Consider the following 17032-nt stretch of genomic DNA (forward strand, 5'->3'; position numbering starts at 1 on the left):
GAAAAGATTAAGGCCCGGTCAGCGTTAACGCTACCGGGCCTTATTTTTGAGCCGGGTTAAATCACCGCATTCAGCTCAGCAACGTAAAGGCAATCATCCCGACAATCGCACCCGTCGTACCGAGGATGGTTTCCATCAGCGTCCAGGTTTTCAGGGTTTGCGCTTCGGTGGCGCCAGTAAATTTACCGAACAGCCAGAAGCCAGCGTCGTTAACGTGAGAGACCACAATTGAACCGCCCGCGATACAGATAGACAGCGCTGCCATCTGCGCACCGGAGTAGTTCAGCTGTTCAATCACCGGCATTACCAGACCCACGGCGGTTAAACACGCCACGGTGGCGGAACCCTGGATAATACGCACGGCCGCCGCCAGCACGAAGCAGGTTACCGCAATCGGCAGGCCCATTCCGGTCAGCGCTTCACCCAGAGCCGGGCCCACGCCAGAATCCACCAGCACCTGCTTGAACACGCCACCGGCACCAATCACCAGCAGGATAATACCCGCAGGCTGCAGCGCGGCACCGCAGATCTCCATCACGCGGTCTTTCGGCATTCCCTGACGCATCGCCAGGCCGTAAATAGCCACCAGACACGCCACCAGGATCGCCGTAAACGGGTGACCAATGAACTCAAACCATTCGTAGGCGGTAGAGCCCACCGGCACAAAACGCGCTGCGATGGTTTTCAGACCCACGAGGACCAGCGGGAGCAGGATCAGTGACAGACTGAAGCCAAAGGACGGCATTTTGCCTTCGCCCAAATGCGGCTCGGTGATGTCATCCGGAATGTGTAGCTCAACGTAACGGCTAATGAAGTTGCCCCACAGCGGGCCGGCAATGATCATTCCCGGGATCGCGGCGCACAGGCCAATCAGGATCATCCAGCCAAAGTCAGCGTGCATCTGGGAGGCCAGCAGCATCGGCGCGGGCCCAGGCAACAGAAACGCTGCCGCTGCCGCCACGCCCGCAAACAGCGGAATGACCAGCTTCACGAGGTTGGTACCGGTATGACGCGCCATAGAGAATGCCACGCTAATCAGCAGCACAACCGCCACCTCGAAGAACAGCGGCAGCGCGCAAATCAGACCCGCCAGACCAATCGCATAGTGCGCGCGGCTGTGGCCGAAGGATTTCAGCATCTTGACGGCAATCTGATCGACCGCGCCCGTCTCATGTAAAATCTTGCCAAACATCGCGCCCAGCGCGACCACTATCGCCAGGAAGCCGAGCGTGCCTCCCATCCCTTTTTCCATCGTCGCAGCGATCTTGTCGAGCGGCATACCGGAAAAGAGACCTGCACCAATAGAAACCACCATCAAAGCAACGAAGGCGTGCATACGCGCCTTCATCACTAAAAACAGCAGCAGCAATACCGAACCCACTGCTGTCAAAACTAGCGTTAATGTACTCAAAACTTACTGCCTTTTATTAATGACCTCGATGGTGCTGGCTACAACACCCTCCAGTGACTGATCGATATCAACCACTAAGACGTCTTTCTCATCTTCACCCGGCTCCTGGAGCGCATCGAACTGCGTCACCAGCATCTGGGTTTTGAAGAAGTGACCTTTACGCGCCTTCAGTCGGCTTTCAATCACCTCGAAATCGCCTTTCAGGTAGATGAAAGAGAGGTTCGGGTTGCCGTCGCGCAGCAGATCGCGGTAGGTTTTTTTCAGCGCGGAGCAGACGATCAGCGAAACTTTGTTGGTACGCTGCATAGCGAATGCGGCGTCGTTCAGCGCCTGCAGCCACGGTTTGCGATCGTCGTCGTTCAGCGGCTCGCCGGAGGCCATTTTCATGATGTTGCTGCGCGGATGGAGGAAGTCACCATCAAGAAACGCAGCCTGGAGTTGATGCGCCACTTCGCTCGCCACGGCAGATTTACCGCTACCGGACACGCCCATCAGGACGTAAACGTGGTGATCATGATTAGTCGTGCTCAAAGGGTGTCCCTCAGTCAATTGTTACGGGTAACAGTTATCGGTAACATTGTCCTGCCGGGGCAAAAGAGAAGCAATATCCAAACGTGCGCGAAGTGAATAAGTGTGAGCTAGTTCAAATTTGTCAGCTCAAATAGATCCACCCGGTGACAAGGTGAAACCTAAATCTAACATCTTAGGCGTAACCGTCTCGCCACGAATGCGCGCCAGCAGGCGTTCTGCGCCAATGCGGCCCATACGTTCACGCGGTGTCAGCACGCTCGCCAGACGCGGCTCCATCACCTGGCCGATGTCATGGCCGTGGAAACCCGCAATCGCCATATCTTCCGGGATCTTCAGCCCCAGGCGCTGGCATTCGAACGCTGCACCGACCGCAAGGTCATCGTTGGTACAGAAAATACCGTCCAGTTGCGGATACTCGCGTCGCGCCTGACGCATCAGCTCAATACCCGACGTATAGGAAGAGGACTGCTCAACCATTACGCTGTACGGGGTTAAGTTCGCGTCGAGCATCGCCTGCTCGTATCCCTTCTGTTTGATGATAGTACGTTCATCAAGACGCGCGCCCAGATAGGCGATATGACGATGTCCCCGGGCGATGATGGCCGCCGTCATCTGACGTGCCGCTTCGAAGTTATCAAAACCCACGGCGATGTCGAGGCACGGCGACTGGCTGTCCATCAGCTCCACCACCGGAATACCCGCCACTTCAATCATTTTTAGCGTGCGGGCGGTGTGCGTACGTTCGGTTAAAATCAGGCCGTCGATGTTCCAGGAAAGCATGGATTCAAGACGTTCTTCTTCCAGCTCCGGCTTGTACCCGTAGTGGGCGAGCATGGTCTGGTAACCAAACGCATCGGTGACGCTTTCAATGCCGCGAAGCACCTCGGCGAAAACCTGGTTGGTTAAGGAAGGCAGGAGGACACCCACCGCACGGCTGGTCGCATTGGAAAGAATATCGGGTGCGCGGTTGGGGATATAACCCAGTTCATCAAGGGCTGCGGCAATCTTGCCACGCAACGCCACGGAAACCTGTTCCGGGTTACGTAAAAAGCGGCTGACCGTCATTTTGGTCACACCGACGCGATCGGCGACATCCTGAAGTACGGGGCGTTTCTTTTTCATCGTCCTGAGAAATCTTGAAGTGAGAGATTTGCTCAGTTTATCACGGACAAAGCTCAACCTTCCCCGTTTAAAGGGAAGGTTGAGAAATTATTTAGACCGGCGGCAGGTCAAACAGCAGGATTTCACTTTCGCTGTCGGCATGCACGGAGAGTGCCTGTTCATCCCAGATCGCCAGACCATCGGCAGTGGTGGCTTTGGTGCCGTTGATGGACACCTCACCTTTCACTACCTGGATCCAGACGCGGCGGTTAGCGGCAATCTGATGCACAGACTGTTCATCTTTCGCCAGCGCCCAGCGGTACAGCTCCATGTCCTGATGCACTTTCAGGGAACCTTCACGCGCATCCGGGGACAGCACCAGCTGTTTGCCCTGTTTGGCGTCGAAGCGGCGCTGCTCATAGCGCGGCGTGATGCCGGTCTCTTCTGGAATGATCCAGATTTGATACAGGTGCAGTTTTTCCGTTTTACTCGGGTTGTACTCGGAATGACGCACCCCGGTACCCGCGCTCATGATCTGGAACTCGCCCGCCGGAACCTGCTCTTTGTTGCCCATGCTGTCCTGGTGCTCAACCGCCCCTTCCAGCACATAGGTCAGGATTTCCATGTCTTTGTGCGGGTGGGTACCGAAGCCCTGACCTGCATCAATCACGTCGTCGTTAATGACGCGCAGTGCAGAGAAGCCCATGAAGTTCGGGTCGTAGTAGTCGGCAAACGAGAATGAATGCCATGAGTCCAGCCAGCCATGATTCGCGTGACCACGTTCGTTTGCTTTGCGTAAATAGATCATTGTTTTCACCCTCAGTTCGTTTCGATGGAGTAAGTGTGGACGCAAACAGCCTGGGATCATAGAGGGTGAAAATTGACTCCTCTGTTCAAAAATTGTGAACAAGCGCAGAGGAGCCGTTTTTGCGTATTTCGCGAGGGTGATCGTGGCAGGAGAAGCCTGTTCGAACGCCCGCTCGAGCAGTTCGAGGTTGGTAAGAACGTCAGATTCCTTGACGTAATTGGGTGCCCCGCGGGTCAGCGTTTCAAACAGCGCATCGTAGACGCGACCATAGTCGCCGGTTTCCGGCTTCAGCGCTTCTTTGACCGTTACGCCTTCGTCGTTGACATATTTCAGTACGCCCACGGAATCATCCGCCGCAAAGCCCGGTTCACCCGGCATAATGTTGGCCTTCAGACTCGTCTCCTGCTGGTCGATACCGTACTTGATGAACGAGCCACGGGTGCCGTGAACGATAAATTTCGGATAGTCGATTTTCACCAAATGGCTGGTTTTGACGATGGCTTTCAGGTCACCGTAGAACAGCTGCGCTTCAAAGGTATCGTCCGGGTTGGCTTTATTGCGCAGACTGCGAATGTCATACGCAGCGTGGTCCGGCCGGCCAAACAGGGAGATGACCTGGTCCATGGTGTGCACGCCAAGTCCGTAGAAAGAGCCATCCTGAGGCAGCCCGGGTTGGGTTTCCGCTACCGGACGGTAGTAATCAAAGTGACTTTCGATTTCCACAATGTCACCGAGCTTACCGCTTTCAATCGCTTTTTTCGCCGTCAGGAAACAGCTGTCAAAGCGACGATTCTGGTACGGCGTCACGGTTAGCCCTTTGCTTTTTGCCAGCGCGAACAGCACTTTCGCTTCGGCAAGGGTTGGGGTGAACGGTTTTTCCACCAGCACGTTTTTGCCCGCTTCCAGCGCGCGTTTCGCATAGTCAAAATGGCTGTCGGCGTGGGTGCAGACAACCACCAGCTTAACCTGCGGGTCGTTAAGCACCTCATCGAGATCGCTGGTGAAATGAATATGGGAGTACTGCGGGAGTTGCTCTTCCGGCTTCGCGCGGCGGCGGAAGATGTGCGCGACGTGCCAGCTGTCTTTACGGTTGAGGACATACGGCAGGTGATAGCGGGTCGTACTTTTACCAAATCCAATAAATGCGCAATGTAGTGTCATGGCTCAGTCCTTTTGGAAGGTTATTGAGTCTAACCATAACAAAAAAAAAGCCAGCTAAAAGCTGGCTAAAGTAATACTGGAAGCAATGTGAGCAATGTCGTGCTTTCAGGTTCCCGTAGGGGTCTTCCTGAATGCAGAGCAATAATAATCATTCTCATTCGCACTTGTCCAATACTTTTTGCAAAAAATAGCGGTTGACTCAAATTTTAAAGTCATTGATGTTGAGAGGGACATTTAACTGACTGAGGAACAAGGGATGAGTGAGATTGTGATACGCCACGCGGAACCGAAAGATTATGACGCCATTCGTCAGATCCACGCCCAGCCGGAGGTGTACCACAACACGCTACAGGTTCCTCACCCTTCGCTGGAAATGTGGCAGATGCGGCTAGGCGACCAGCCCGGTATTAAGCAACTGGTTGCCTGTATTGACGATATCGTGGTTGGGCACCTCACCATTGATGTTGCCCAGCGCCCGCGCCGCAGCCACGTGGCCGATTTTGGTATCTGCGTAGGCGCACAGTGGCACAACCGCGGCGTCGCCAGCGCGCTGATCCGCACCATGATCGACATGTGCGACAACTGGCTGCGCGTCGACCGCATCGAATTAACGGTGTTTGTGGATAACGAGCCGGCAATAGCCGTGTACAAAAAACACGGATTCGAGATTGAAGGTACTGGCAAGCGCTACGCCCTGCGCAACGGTGAGTATGTGGATGCGTATTATATGGCGAGAATGAAGTAATTTGTTGCCGGGTGGCGGCTTCGCCTTACCCGGCCTACATTCGTGCCGTTGTAGGCCCGGTAAGCGCAGCGCCACCGGGCAACAAAATCAGTACCCCGCCGTCAAATCATCTACCGAACGCGGGTCCGATGCCCCAAACAGCGCGCCGTCCGGCCCGACCATAATGCTCTGGGTGCTGCCCATCGCCTCTTTTACCGCCACCTTCTGTCCACGTTGCTCCAGCAGTTTGATGGTGTCCGGGCTAAAGCCCTTCTCAACGCGCAGTTCATCCGGCAGCCACTGGTGATGAAAACGCGGCGCGTTGGTCGCTTCGGCGACGTTCATCCCAAAATCGATACTGTTGACCACCATCTGCAACACCGTAGTGATAATCCGGCTTCCGCCAGGACTGCCGGTGACCAGCCAGGTTTTACCGTCTTTCACCACGATAGTGGGTGACATGGATGACAGCGGTCGCTTCTTCGGCCCAACCGCATTCGCATCGCCGCCGACCAGACCGTAGACGTTCGGCACGCCCGGCTTGGCAGAGAAATCATCCATCTCGTTGTTAAGCAGAATGCCGCTGTTGCCCGCCACAATCCCGGTACCAAAGGTGGTGTTGAGCGTATAGGTCACCGCCACCGCGTTACCGTCTTTATCCACCACCGAGAAGTGGGTGGTCTGGTTGCTTTCATACGGTGCCAGCTTGCCGGGGCGGATCTCGCTGGACGGTTTAGCCTTGTTGATGTCGATCTCATCAGCAATGGATTTGGCATATGCCTTGTTGGTCAACGCCTGCCACGGCACCTTCACGAAGTCCGGGTCACCGAGGTATTCCGAGCGGTCGGCGTAGGCGCGTTTTTCGGCCTCCGCCATTACCTGCATCGCATCCGCGCTGCCGAAGCCGAACTTATGCATATCGAAGTTTTCAAGAATATTGAGGATCTGCACGATGTGGATCCCGCCGGAGGACGGCGGTGGCATCGAGAAGACTTCGTAGCCGCGATAGGTTCCGCTAATCGGCTCACGCTCTACCGCCTTATACTCGGCCAGGTCCGCTTTGGTGATGAGCCCACCGTTTTTCTTCATCTCTTCAGCAATCTGGTCAGCAATCGCCCCTTTGTAGAACGCGTCCGGACCGTTTTCAGCTATCAGCTCAAGGCTTTTGGCGAGGTTCTTCTGCACCAGCTTATCGCCCTTCTTCAACGGCTCGCCGTCTTTCCAGAAGATGGCTTTACTATTTTCGTGATTGGGAATCACTTCACTGCCGTAGGTTTTGAGATCGTCCGCCAGAGCGTCATTCACCACAAAGCCGTCCCGGGCCAGTTTAATGGCTGGCTGCACCACTTTGTTCAGCGGCATGGTGCCGTATTTCTCCAGCGCCAGCGAGAAGCCCGCCACGGTGCCCGGCGTGCCGCTTGCGAGATGGGAAGTCAGGGATTTTTTACTGTCCGGGTTCCCCTGGTCGTCGAGGAACATATCGCGGGACGCCTGAGCAGGCGCCATTTCGCGGAAGTCGATGGCGGTCGTTTTGCCGTCTTTGGTGCGCAGCATCATAAAGCCGCCGCCACCCAGATTCCCCGCCTGCGGGTGCGTTACCGCCAGTGCATATCCCACCGCGACCGCCGCATCTACCGCGTTACCGCCCTGTTTGAGAATGTCGACGCCCACATGGGTTGCCAGCGCATCCACGGACGCCACCATACCGTGGGTTGCCCGCACGGGATGAAAAACATCTTCCTCCACGCCATACGATACTGGCGGAGCCGCTGGCGGGTTGGCCGCCACGCTAAATGTCCCGCCTGCCATCAGCGCGGCGATGGCGACCCAGCGCAAAAACGTTGGTTTCATCATTATTGTTCTCCAGGTGAAGGGATCCATATTCCCCGCTTAAGCCTGGTTCACAACTCCTAAAAAATCATCGTCATGGTGAAATCAGGGTAAACTTAAGAGAGACCTCAACAGGAGGAAATGGCAATGAAACGCTTACTGATTCTTGCGGCGCTGATCCCGTTTGCCGCGCTCGCACAGCCACTTAACACCATGAACAACCCGAACCAGCAGGGTTATGTCATCCCGAGCCAGCAGCGTATGCAGACGGAGATGATGAGCCAGCAGCAACAGCAAAAAGGGATGCTGAACCAGCAGTTGAAAACACAGACCCAGATGCAGCAGCAGAGCCTGCAAAATCAGATGAACGCCAACACCCAGCGCGTACAGCAGGGACAGGTGCGTGAGCAGCCGCTGCCAAACGCAAACGGCGGAATGTTAGGCGGCGGGATGTCGCAAAGCAGCGGTCAGCAGCATATGCTGCCGACCCAGCAGAATGGCAGCATGCTTAATAAATAAATTTCGGCCCGATCAGGTCTATGGCATCGGTACAGATGCTGTCCACACCCCAGCGCAGCAGTTCGGCTGCACGCTGGGGTTTATTCACGGTATAAACCAGAATATGCAGACCCGCGTCTTTGAGCATCTTCACCCGCGCCTCGTCCAGCAGCCTGTGATTGAGATGGATAGAGACGCAGCCTAAGCGGGTCGTCAGCTCGCGCCAGTCCTCACGCCACTCGTCCAGCAGCAGCCCACGCGGGAGTTCAGGCACGGCAGCCTGGGCCGCTTCCAGGGCGTCAATTTCAAACGAGGAGAGCAGCGGCGCCGTCATCCCTTCCCATAGCTCACGCGCGGCCAGCGCAATGACTTTACCCGTCAGCGTCCCGGTGCCGGTGGTCGGTTTGATTTCAATATTGGCCATCATGCCGTGCTGACGACAGCGGTCCGCCACCTCCGCCAGCAGCGGAAGCGGTTCGCCTTTGAATTCACCGCTGTACCAGCTTCCGGCATCCACTTTCAGCAGATCGCGCCACGGCAGTTCACCCGCCACGCCCCAGCCGTTGCTGGTGCGTTCGAGGTTGTCGTCATGCAGCAGGAAAATCTCGCCGTCCTTCGACAGCTTGGCGTCAAACTCGATCATCGTGTGACCGTAGCGCGCGCCAACATCAATCGCCGCCAGGGTATTTTCCGGCGCCAGTTTACCGCCGCCACGGTGGGCGACGATGTGGGGATAAGGCCAGTTGCTCATACTCGTTGTCCTGTTTCACCATCAAAGAGGTGCAGATGATTTTCCGGCAGGTGCAGCCACAGCGTGCTGCCTGCTTTCGGGCGCTCCTGATGTGCCAGACGCACCACCATTTTTTGCTCGCCCCAGCGCCCGTGCGCCAGGTTATCTGCCCCCAACATCTCCAGCGTGTCCATCACCAGCGGCACGCCGCCGTCCGCCTGAGAGGTTAAACCGATATGCTCGGGGCGGATCCCGAGCGTCATCTTACGCCCGGCGTAGCCACGATAGTACCAGTTGATCGGTAATGCCATCCCGCTTTCCAGCTCAAAGTGCGTGCCTGCATTGCTGATACGCCCTTCCAGCAAATTCATTGCCGGGCTGCCGATAAAGCTCGCCACAAAGCGGGTGGCCGGTTTCTCGTAAACTTCCACCGGCGTACCAATCTGCTCGGCGATGCCTTTGTTCATCACCATCACGCGCTGGGCAAGGGTCATAGCTTCGACCTGATCGTGGGTCACGTACAGGGAGGTGGTTTTCAGACGGCGATGGAGCTGCTGCAGCTCAAGACGCATCTGCACGCGCAGCTTGGCATCCAGGTTGGAGAGCGGTTCATCGAACAGGAATACCGCCGGGTCGCGCACGATGGCGCGCCCCATCGCCACGCGCTGGCGCTGACCACCGGAGAGCTCGCGCGGGCGGCGCTTGAGCAGGCCGTCCAGTTCCAGAATGCGTGCCGCTTCTTTGACGCGCTCGTCGATATGGCCTTTGCCCATGCCGCGGATTTTCAGCCCCCACGCCATGTTCTCTTCCACGCTCATGTGCGGATAGAGGGCGTAGTTCTGAAACACCATCGCAATACCGCGATCCTTCGGTTCCATCTCGGTGACGCGCTGGCGGTCAATCCAGATATCGCCCGAGGTCACGCGCTCCAGCCCCGCCACCATGCGCAGCAGGGTGGATTTGCCGCAGCCGGACGGGCCAACCATCACGATAAATTCCCCGTCCGCTACGTCGAGCGTCAGCGGCTGAATGACCTGGGTTTTGCCGTCCCAGCTTTTGGTTACTGCCTGAAGTTTTAAACCTGCCATCTTATTTCTCGCTATCGACCAGGCCGCGGACAAACGCGCGCTGCATGGCTAAAACAATGACTACGGGTGGGATAAGGGTGAGCAGCATCGCCGCCATCACCTGGTTCCAGAGGGTGGTGCCTTCGCCGGTGGCAATCATGCCTTTGATGCCCGCGACGGCGGTGCCGAGGCTGACGTCCTGGATAATCAGCAGCGGCCACAGGTACTGGTTCCAGCCGTAGATAAAGGTGATCACAAACAGCGCCGCAAGGTTGGTTTTCGACAGCGGCAGCACGATATCGCGGAAGAAGCGCATAGGTGACGCGCCGTCGATACGCGCGGCTTCAATCAGCTCGTCCGGCAGGGTCATAAAGAACTGGCGGAACAGGAAGGTGGCGGTCGCCGAGGCCATCAGCGGCAGGGTTAAGCCCGCATAGCTGTCGAGCATCTTCAGGTTGGCGATCACTTCCACCGTCGGGAAGATACGCACTTCCACCGGCAGCATCAGGGTGATAAAGATCATCCAGAAGAAGAGGTTGCGCAGCGGAAAACGGAACCAGACGATGGCGAAGGCGGAGAGCATCGACACCGTGATTTTGCCGACGGTGATGCCGAACGCCATGATGAAGCTGTTGAGCATCATCAGCCAGAACGGCGCGCTGTTCGCGCCCACGCCCTGGGTCCAGATGGTCTTCATGTTCTCAAACAAATGCGAACCTGGGATCAGCGTCATCGGCGTGTCGAACACCGCTTTGGTGTCCAGCGTGGCGGCGACAAACGCCACGTACAGCGGAAACAGGATGACGATGATCCCTAAAATCAGCATGGTATGGCTGAAAATCGTCAGCCCGCGACGGTTCTCAATCATTGGTAGCGCACCTTACTTTCAACATAGCGGAACTGCACCACCGTGAGGATGATGACGAGGAACATCAGCACCACCGACTGCGCGGCGGAGGCCGAGAGATCAAGCCCCGCAAAGCCTTCGCGGTAGATCTTATAGATAAGCGTCGTGGTCGCCTGCACCGGGCCACCCGCGGTCGCCGCGTCGATCACCGGGAAAGTGTCGAAGAAGGCGTACACAAGGTTAACCACCAGCAGGAAGAAGCTCACCGGGGCGATCAGCGGCAGCGATAATCTGAAGAAGCGGCGAACCGGCCCTGCGCCGTCAATCGCCGCGGCTTCCACCAGCGAACGCGGGATGGACTGCAGTGCGGCAAAGAAGAACAGGAAGTTATAGCTGATCTGCTTCCACACCGAGGCGAACACCACCAGGAACATCGCCTGACCGCTGTTCTGGGCGTGGTTCCAGTCGTAACCCAATTCGGCCAGGAAATGGGTAATCAGCCCGCGCCCCGGGTTAAACAGGAAGATCCACAGCACGGCCGCAACGGCGGGCGCGACGGCGTAAGGCAGCAGCATCAGGGTCTGATACAGGCGGCTGCCGCGCACCACGTAATCCACCAGCGCGGCAAAGAACAGCGAAGCGACCAGACCGCTGACGGTGACCAGCGCGCTGAATTTCATCGTCGTCCAGAAGGAGTCCAGATAGTAGCTGTCGTGGAACAGCGCGGTGAAGTTGTCCAGGCCAACAAACTGGCTGGACAGCCCGAACGGGTCGACGCTTTGTACCGAGTACCACAGCGCTTCGCCCGCAGGCCAGATAAAGAAGATAACGGTGATGACCAGCTGCGGCGCGACCAGAAGATAGGGCAGCCAGCGGGAACGGAACACCGGACGGGATGATGACATAGGTTAGCTCTGTAGGTATTCACCCCTCACCCCGACCCTCTCCCCAAAGGGGCGAGGGAGAAAAGACGGCTCCGTGCAGTCCCCTCTCCCCTATGGGGAGAGGGTTAGGGTGAGAGGCAGGTTTTAATTACGATTTGGTCGACTGCTCAAAACGGCGCAGCAGCTGATTCCCGCGTTCTACCGCTGAATCCAGCGCCTGTTGAGGCGTTTTCTTCCCGGTCCACACGCTTTCCAGCTCTTCATCCACGATGGTGCGGATCTGCGGCATGTTGCCCAGACGCAGACCTTTGGTGAACGGCAACGGCGGCTTGTTCAGCATCTGTCGCGTCGCGATATCCGCGCCCGGGTTTTTGCTGTAGAAGCCTTGCTCGCGGGTCAGGTCATAGGCGGCTTTGGTGATCGGCAGGTAGCCGGTTTTCTGGTGCCACTCAGCGGCAATCTCTGGCTTCGCCAGGAAGTCGAGGAACTCGGCCACGCCTTTGTAGGTGCCCTTGTCTTTGCCCTGCATCACCCACAGGCTGGCCCCGCCGATGATGGCGTTCTGCGGCGCGCCCTTCACGTCAGCGTCGTACGGCATCATGCCCACGCCGTAGTTGAATTTGGCGTAGTGACGGATATCTGCCAGCGAACCGGAAGACGCGGTGGTAATAGCGCAGTCACCGTTGTAGAACTTTTCAGTGGATTCGTCTTTACGGCCGAAGTAGCTGAAATCGCCCTTTTTGTTGAGCGCTTCCAGCAGCGCAATGTGCTTCACCTGCTCCGGCTTGTTGAACTCCAGTACCGCGTCGGTGCCGTCGAAGCCGTTGTTTTTGGTGGCAACAGGCAGGCCGTGCCAGGCGCTGAAGTTTTCAATCTGGATCCAGCCCTGCCAGCCGCTGGCGTAGCCGCACTTCATCCCTGCAGCTTTCAGCTTCGCGGTATAGTCGGCCAGATCCTGCCAGGTTTTTGGCGGCTGCTCCGGATCTAAACCGGCTTTCCTGAAGGCATCTTTGTTGTAGTACAGGACCGGCGTGGAGCTGTTAAACGGCTGAGACAGCAGGTGACCGGTTTTGGAATCGGTGTAGTAGCCCGCCACGGTTGGCACGAACTGCGACTCGTCGAAGTTGATGCCCGCCTCTTTGAAGACTTCATAGACCGGCTTGATGGCTTTCGAGGTCATCATGGTCGCGGTACCCACTTCATAAACCTGTAACAGTGCAGGAGCGTTACCGGTACGGAAGGCGGCGATGCCCGCGCTCAGGCTCTGCTCGTAGTTGCCTTTGTACACCGGCACAATCTTGTAATCCGGGTGGGTGTCGTTGAAACGCTGCGCCAGGGAGTCAACTTCTTTACCCAACTCCCCTTCCATGGAATGCCAGAATGGAATGGTGGTGACAGCCATTGCGTTGGTCGCAAAAGCCAGACCCAGTGCCAGACCCAAAGCTGTGTGTCGTAACGATGTCATTGTCATCTCTCTTATTGTGCCGGATGCGCGATATCACGCGTTTTATGCTCGCGAGGTAACATGACATGCTCGAATGACAGAAAAATAACTGTTTGTTTACAGATAAATGACAGCAAAGCGTCAGGGGGATGATGGTTGTGTGAAGGGTGTTGGGGGGTTGGGTGATTGAGTGCGGTCTGATGCCCTCACCCCGGCCCTCTCCCACAGGGAGAGGGAGAAAGGCATGTAGGCCCGGTAAGCGTAAGCGCCACCGGGCAACACAGACGGCTTAGCCTCCGAGGTACGCGCTCCGCACCGCTTCGTTCGCCAGCAGCGCATCGCCGGTATCTTCAAGCACCACGCGGCCGTTTTCCAGCACGTAGCCACGGTCGGCGAGCTTCAGCGCCTGGTTGGCGTTCTGCTCGACGAGGAAGATGGTCATCCCCTCTTTACGCAGCTGCTCGATGGTGTCGAAGATCTGCTGGATAATGATCGGCGCCAGACCGAGCGACGGTTCGTCCAGCAGCAGCAGGCGTGGCTGGCTCATCAGCGCGCGGCCAATCGCCAGCATCTGCTGCTCACCGCCGGACATGGTGCCCGCACGCTGAATACGGCGCTCCCACAGGCGCGGGAAGAGTTCGTATACCCACTTGATGCGGGTCTGGTATTCATCGCGGTGAGCGAAGAAGCCGCCCATCGCCAGGTTCTCTTCCACCGTCATGCGCGAGAAGACGCGACGCCCTTCCGGAACAATCGCCACCGCTTCACGCATGATTTTTGCAGTCTGCCAGTCGGTAATGTCTTTGCCATCAAACACAATCCGCCCGCTGGTAGCCCGCGGGTCGCCGCACAGGGTACCGAGCAGCGTGGTTTTGCCCGCGCCGTTGGCGCCAATCAGGGTGACGATTTCACCCTGATTGATGTGCAGGCTGACGTCGTGCAGCGCCTGGATCTTGCCGTAGTGCGCATTGACCTTGTCGAACGTTAACATCGCTTTTTCCATCTTATGCCTCACCAAGGTACGCGCGGATCACGTCCGGATTGTTGCGGATCTCTTCCGGCGTGCCGTTTGCCAGCGGCGTGCCCTGGTTGACCACGTAAATACGGTCCGAAATACCCATCACCAGCTTCATGTCGTGCTCAATCAGCAGGATGGTGGTGTCGTGGTGATCGCGCAGCTCGGCAATCAGCTCGTCCAGCTCTTTGGTTTCTTTCGGGTTGAGGCCCGCCGCCGGTTCGTCGAGCATCAGGATCTCCGGCTGCGTCACCATGCAGCGCACAATCTCCAGACGACGCTGATCGCCGTAGGCCAGGTTGCTCGCCTGACGGTTGGCGTGCTGCAGCAAGCCGATGCGGTCGAGCCAGGTGGCGGCGCGGTCGAGGGCCTCCTCCTGGGCTCGGCGGAAGGCCGGAGTCTTCAGCAGACCGGAGAACAGCCCGGTTTTGAGCTGCTGATGCTGTGCCACCAGCAGGTTCTCAATCACCGTCATCTCGCGGAACAGGCGCACGTGCTGGAAGGTACGCACCACGCCCATGCGGGCAATTTGCTGGCCCGGCAGCCCTTCCAGGTGCTTATCGCGCAGCATGATGGTGCCGCCCGTCGGCTTGTAGAAACCGGTCAGACAGTTAAACACCGTGGTTTTTCCCGCGCCGTTGGGGCCAATCAGGGAGACGATCTCTTTCTTATGCAGATCCAGATTCACGTTGTTGACCGCCAGCAGGCCGCCAAAACGCATCATCAGACCGTTAACGGATAATAATGGCTGACTCATGCCTGCTCTCCTTTCGCTTTCCCGTTCTTCAGCTTCAGCTGTGGACGGGTCATCGGCAGCAGGCCCTGCGGACGCCAGATCATCATCAGCACCATCAAACCACCCAGCATCAGCATGCTGTATTCGTTAAAGTCACGCATCAGCTCGCGCGAGACCACCAGCAGGATGGCCGCGAGAATGACGGCAAACTGCGAGCCCATCCCGCCGAGCACCACAATCGCCAGCACAAAGGCCGATTCGGCAAACGTGAACGATTCCGGGCTGACGAAGCCCTGACGCGCGGCAAACAGCGTCCCGGCGAAACCGGCAAACGCGGCGCTGATGGTAAACGCGGTCAGCTTGATGCGGGTCGGGTTCAGGCCCAGGGAGCGGCAGGCGATCTCATCTTCACGCAGCGCTTCCCACGCGCGGCCCAGCGGCATGCGCAGCAGACGGTTAATCACGAAAAGGGTCACCACCACCAGCAGCAGCGCAACCAGGTAGAGCCAAATCACGCGGTCGGACGGGTCATACTTCACGCCAAAGAAGTTGCTGAAGGTATCCCAGCCGCCTTCGCGGGCGGTACGGCTGAACTCCAGCCCGAAGAAGGTCGGTTTCGGGATCTGGCTGATGCCGTTCGGACCACCGGTGATTTCGGTGTTATTCAGCAGCAGGATACGGACGATTTCGCCAAAGCCTAAGGTCACAATCGCCAGGTAGTCACCGCGCAGGCGCAGCACCGGGAAGCCCAGCAGGAAGCCCGCAGCGGCAGAAACCAGGCCCGCCAGCGGCAGACAGGTCCAGAAGCCGAGGCCGTAATAATGGTTCAGCAGCGCGAAGGTGTAGGCACCGATGGCGTAAAAACCACCGTAGCCCAGCACCAGCAGGCCAGAGAGCCCCACCACCACGTTCAGACCGAGACCCAAAATCACGTAAATCATGGTCAGGGTAGCGATATCCACCGTGCCGCGCGAGACCACGAATGGCCACGCCACGGCCGCCACCAGCAGCGCCACGAGGAACAGCTTTTGCTTCACGGTGGAACCGTCGATAGCCGGAAGAACAAATTTCGGCCCGGAGACACCTTTCAGCGTTTTCTGGAACAGCGGACGCAGCAGCTGGAACAGGAACACCACCGCCGTGCCAATAAACACCCACTGCCAGCGGATGTCAGGTGCGGTATCCACCACCAGTTTGGTGCCGCTCAGCTCCAGCCGGACGCCCATAAAGACGCCCGCCAGCACGAAGAACATGGCGGCAGAGAGCAGCGCCATTGCAAAATGCATCGGTTTCATACTTTCTCTACCTCCGGACGGCCCAGAATACCGGTAGGCATGACCAGCAGAACCAGAATCAGCAGGGCAAACGACACCACGTCTTTATATTCGGTGCTCAGGTACGCCGAGGAGAGCGCTTCCGCCACGCCCAGGATCAGGCCGCCGATCATCGCGCCAGGAATACTGCCGATACCGCCAAGTACTGCCGCGGTGAAGGCTTTCATTCCGGCCATAAAGCCGATGTACGGGTTGATCACGCCGTAGAACTGGCCGAGCAGCACGCCCGCCACTGCCGCCATCGCGGCACCGATCACGAAGGTCAGGGCAATCACGCGGTCAGTATTGATGCCAAGCAGGCTCGCCATCTTCAGGTCTTCCGCGCAGGCACGGCAGGCGCGCCCCATGCGGGAATAACGGATGAACAGCGTCAGGGCGAGCATTGCAATAAAGGTCACGACCCAGATGACGAGCTGCATGGTGGTGATAGAGGCAGAGAAGTTTTCGCTGGCCCCCACGATCCACTGGCCGTTAAACAGGCTTGGCAGCGCCACGTCGCGCGACCCTTCGGTCAGGCTGACGTAGTTTTGCAGGAAGATCGACATACCGATGGCGGAGATGAGCGCAATCAGACGCTTGGAACTGCGCACCGGCCGATAGGCCACGCGCTCGATGCTCCAGCCATAGGCGCTGGCGATCACAATGGCGCCGACAAACCCGGCGGCAACCAGCAGCCAGCTGCTGTCGATGCCCATCATCATCAGGGCGGCGATGATCATAAAGGAGATGTAGCTACCGATCATGTACACCTCGCCGTGGGCGAAGTTGATCATGCCGATAATGCCGTAAACCATCGTATAGCCGATGGCAATCAGCGCGTAGGTGCTTCCCAGCGTGACGCCGTTAAACATCTGCTGCAGGAAATAGAGAAACTGCTCGGACATATGCAAACCTTTTTATTCCCGCCCGGC

The 17032-nt window shown here is 57.6% G+C and carries 16 protein-coding genes and 1 pseudogene; 2 read left to right on the forward strand and 15 right to left on the reverse strand.

What is annotated here, in order from left to right:
• Positions 1 to 70: 70 nt before the first annotated feature.
• The 5 genes and pseudogenes from gntU to ACOTXR_RS16585 all read right to left on the reverse strand — a co-directional run.
• A complete protein-coding gene (gntU, locus tag ACOTXR_RS16565; protein ID WP_014833577.1) occupies positions 71 to 1411 on the reverse strand; it encodes a gluconate transporter in 1341 nt (446 codons plus the stop codon).
• 3 nt (positions 1412 to 1414) lie between these two features.
• The gene (gene gntK, locus ACOTXR_RS16570) at positions 1415 to 1942 is read right to left on the reverse strand and encodes a gluconokinase (protein ID WP_014882134.1); all 528 of its coding nucleotides are present in this window, start codon (positions 1940 to 1942) and stop codon (positions 1415 to 1417) included.
• 126 nt (positions 1943 to 2068) lie between these two features.
• Positions 2069 to 3064: a gluconate operon transcriptional repressor GntR gene (gene gntR / locus ACOTXR_RS16575; RefSeq protein WP_014882133.1), complete on the reverse strand. Its 996-nt coding sequence runs from the start codon at positions 3062 to 3064 to the stop codon at positions 2069 to 2071.
• Between the two features lie 91 nt (positions 3065 to 3155).
• The gene (locus tag ACOTXR_RS16580) at positions 3156 to 3851 is read right to left on the reverse strand and encodes a pirin family protein (RefSeq protein WP_000639796.1); all 696 of its coding nucleotides are present in this window, start codon (positions 3849 to 3851) and stop codon (positions 3156 to 3158) included.
• A 126-nt stretch (positions 3852 to 3977) separates the two neighbouring features.
• Positions 3978 to 5012: pseudogene (locus ACOTXR_RS16585) on the reverse strand (oxidoreductase); the annotation flags it as partial.
• A gap of 256 nt (positions 5013 to 5268) precedes the next feature.
• Here ACOTXR_RS16585 and yhhY point away from each other — a divergent pair.
• A complete protein-coding gene (gene yhhY / locus ACOTXR_RS16590; RefSeq protein ID WP_014882131.1) occupies positions 5269 to 5757 on the forward strand; it encodes an N-acetyltransferase in 489 nt (162 codons plus the stop codon).
• A gap of 87 nt (positions 5758 to 5844) precedes the next feature.
• Here yhhY and ggt read toward each other — a convergent pair whose 3' ends face one another.
• A complete protein-coding gene (ggt, locus tag ACOTXR_RS16595) occupies positions 5845 to 7590 on the reverse strand; it encodes a gamma-glutamyltransferase (RefSeq protein WP_023331796.1) in 1746 nt (581 codons plus the stop codon).
• A 123-nt stretch (positions 7591 to 7713) separates the two neighbouring features.
• On the opposite strand from ggt, the gene ACOTXR_RS16600 reads away from it, so the two are divergent.
• Positions 7714 to 8085, forward strand: a complete 372-nt coding sequence (locus ACOTXR_RS16600) for a DUF2756 family protein (protein WP_058690153.1) — start codon at positions 7714 to 7716, stop codon at positions 8083 to 8085.
• Here the strand turns inward: ACOTXR_RS16600 and ugpQ are convergent.
• The 9 genes from ugpQ to livH form a co-directional block, all read right to left on the reverse strand.
• Complete coding sequence (ugpQ, locus tag ACOTXR_RS16605; protein ID WP_058690154.1) at positions 8075 to 8815, reverse strand: glycerophosphodiester phosphodiesterase; 741 nt, start codon at positions 8813 to 8815, stop codon at positions 8075 to 8077. The genes ACOTXR_RS16600 and ugpQ overlap by 11 nt on opposite strands.
• Entirely contained in the window at positions 8812 to 9882 is a 1071-nt protein-coding gene (locus ACOTXR_RS16610) for a sn-glycerol-3-phosphate import ATP-binding protein UgpC (RefSeq protein ID WP_058690155.1), read from the reverse strand. The genes ugpQ and ACOTXR_RS16610 overlap by 4 nt, the downstream gene beginning before the upstream one ends.
• 1 nt (position 9883) lies before the next feature.
• Positions 9884 to 10729: a sn-glycerol-3-phosphate ABC transporter permease UgpE gene (gene ugpE / locus ACOTXR_RS16615; protein ID WP_023331793.1), complete on the reverse strand. Its 846-nt coding sequence runs from the start codon at positions 10727 to 10729 to the stop codon at positions 9884 to 9886.
• Entirely contained in the window at positions 10726 to 11613 is an 888-nt protein-coding gene (gene ugpA / locus ACOTXR_RS16620) for a sn-glycerol-3-phosphate ABC transporter permease UgpA (protein WP_023331792.1), read from the reverse strand. Before ugpA ends, ugpE begins: the two co-directional genes overlap by 4 nt.
• Positions 11614 to 11740: 127 nt before the next feature.
• Positions 11741 to 13057: a sn-glycerol-3-phosphate ABC transporter substrate-binding protein UgpB gene (gene ugpB, locus ACOTXR_RS16625; protein ID WP_421767058.1), complete on the reverse strand. Its 1317-nt coding sequence runs from the start codon at positions 13055 to 13057 to the stop codon at positions 11741 to 11743.
• Positions 13058 to 13325: 268 nt separating this feature from the next.
• On the reverse strand, positions 13326 to 14039 hold the full coding sequence (gene livF, locus ACOTXR_RS16630; RefSeq protein ID WP_006812273.1) for a high-affinity branched-chain amino acid ABC transporter ATP-binding protein LivF: 714 nt from the start codon (positions 14037 to 14039) through the stop codon (positions 13326 to 13328).
• Between the two features lies 1 nt (position 14040).
• On the reverse strand, positions 14041 to 14808 hold the full coding sequence (livG, locus tag ACOTXR_RS16635; RefSeq protein WP_014882123.1) for a high-affinity branched-chain amino acid ABC transporter ATP-binding protein LivG: 768 nt from the start codon (positions 14806 to 14808) through the stop codon (positions 14041 to 14043).
• Positions 14805 to 16082: a branched chain amino acid ABC transporter permease LivM gene (gene livM / locus ACOTXR_RS16640; RefSeq protein WP_023336594.1), complete on the reverse strand. Its 1278-nt coding sequence runs from the start codon at positions 16080 to 16082 to the stop codon at positions 14805 to 14807. The genes livG and livM overlap by 4 nt, the downstream gene beginning before the upstream one ends.
• Entirely contained in the window at positions 16079 to 17005 is a 927-nt protein-coding gene (gene livH, locus ACOTXR_RS16645) for a high-affinity branched-chain amino acid ABC transporter permease LivH (protein WP_014882121.1), read from the reverse strand. Before livH ends, livM begins: the two co-directional genes overlap by 4 nt.
• Between the last annotated feature and the right edge of the window lie 27 nt (positions 17006 to 17032).

Origin of the sequence: Enterobacter cloacae complex sp. IR53030 (assembly GCF_049238365.1) — a bacterium.
GTDB classification, from domain to species: domain Bacteria; phylum Pseudomonadota; class Gammaproteobacteria; order Enterobacterales; family Enterobacteriaceae; genus Enterobacter; species Enterobacter kobei.

What these genes read in the sequence shown, in the direction of transcription:
- gntR (WP_014882133.1), bottom strand. Translation starts at nt 3,064, where the DNA reads ATGAAAAAGAAACGCCCCGTACTTCAGGATGTCGCCGATCGCGTCGGT.
- ACOTXR_RS16580 (WP_000639796.1), bottom strand. Translation starts at nt 3,851, where the DNA reads ATGATCTATTTACGCAAAGCAAACGAACGTGGTCACGCGAATCATGGC.
- yhhY (WP_014882131.1), top strand. Translation starts at nt 5,269, where the DNA reads ATGAGTGAGATTGTGATACGCCACGCGGAACCGAAAGATTATGACGCC.
- ggt (WP_023331796.1), bottom strand. Translation starts at nt 7,590, where the DNA reads ATGATGAAACCAACGTTTTTGCGCTGGGTCGCCATCGCCGCGCTGATG.
- ACOTXR_RS16600 (WP_058690153.1), top strand. Translation starts at nt 7,714, where the DNA reads ATGAAACGCTTACTGATTCTTGCGGCGCTGATCCCGTTTGCCGCGCTC.
- ugpQ (WP_058690154.1), bottom strand. Translation starts at nt 8,815, where the DNA reads ATGAGCAACTGGCCTTATCCCCACATCGTCGCCCACCGTGGCGGCGGT.
- ACOTXR_RS16610 (WP_058690155.1), bottom strand. Translation starts at nt 9,882, where the DNA reads ATGGCAGGTTTAAAACTTCAGGCAGTAACCAAAAGCTGGGACGGCAAA.
- ugpE (WP_023331793.1), bottom strand. Translation starts at nt 10,729, where the DNA reads ATGATTGAGAACCGTCGCGGGCTGACGATTTTCAGCCATACCATGCTG.
- ugpA (WP_023331792.1), bottom strand. Translation starts at nt 11,613, where the DNA reads ATGTCATCATCCCGTCCGGTGTTCCGTTCCCGCTGGCTGCCCTATCTT.
- ugpB (WP_421767058.1), bottom strand. Translation starts at nt 13,057, where the DNA reads ATGACATCGTTACGACACACAGCTTTGGGTCTGGCACTGGGTCTGGCT.
- livF (WP_006812273.1), bottom strand. Translation starts at nt 14,039, where the DNA reads ATGGAAAAAGCGATGTTAACGTTCGACAAGGTCAATGCGCACTACGGC.
- livG (WP_014882123.1), bottom strand. Translation starts at nt 14,808, where the DNA reads ATGAGTCAGCCATTATTATCCGTTAACGGTCTGATGATGCGTTTTGGC.
- livM (WP_023336594.1), bottom strand. Translation starts at nt 16,082, where the DNA reads ATGAAACCGATGCATTTTGCAATGGCGCTGCTCTCTGCCGCCATGTTC.
- livH (WP_014882121.1), bottom strand. Translation starts at nt 17,005, where the DNA reads ATGTCCGAGCAGTTTCTCTATTTCCTGCAGCAGATGTTTAACGGCGTC.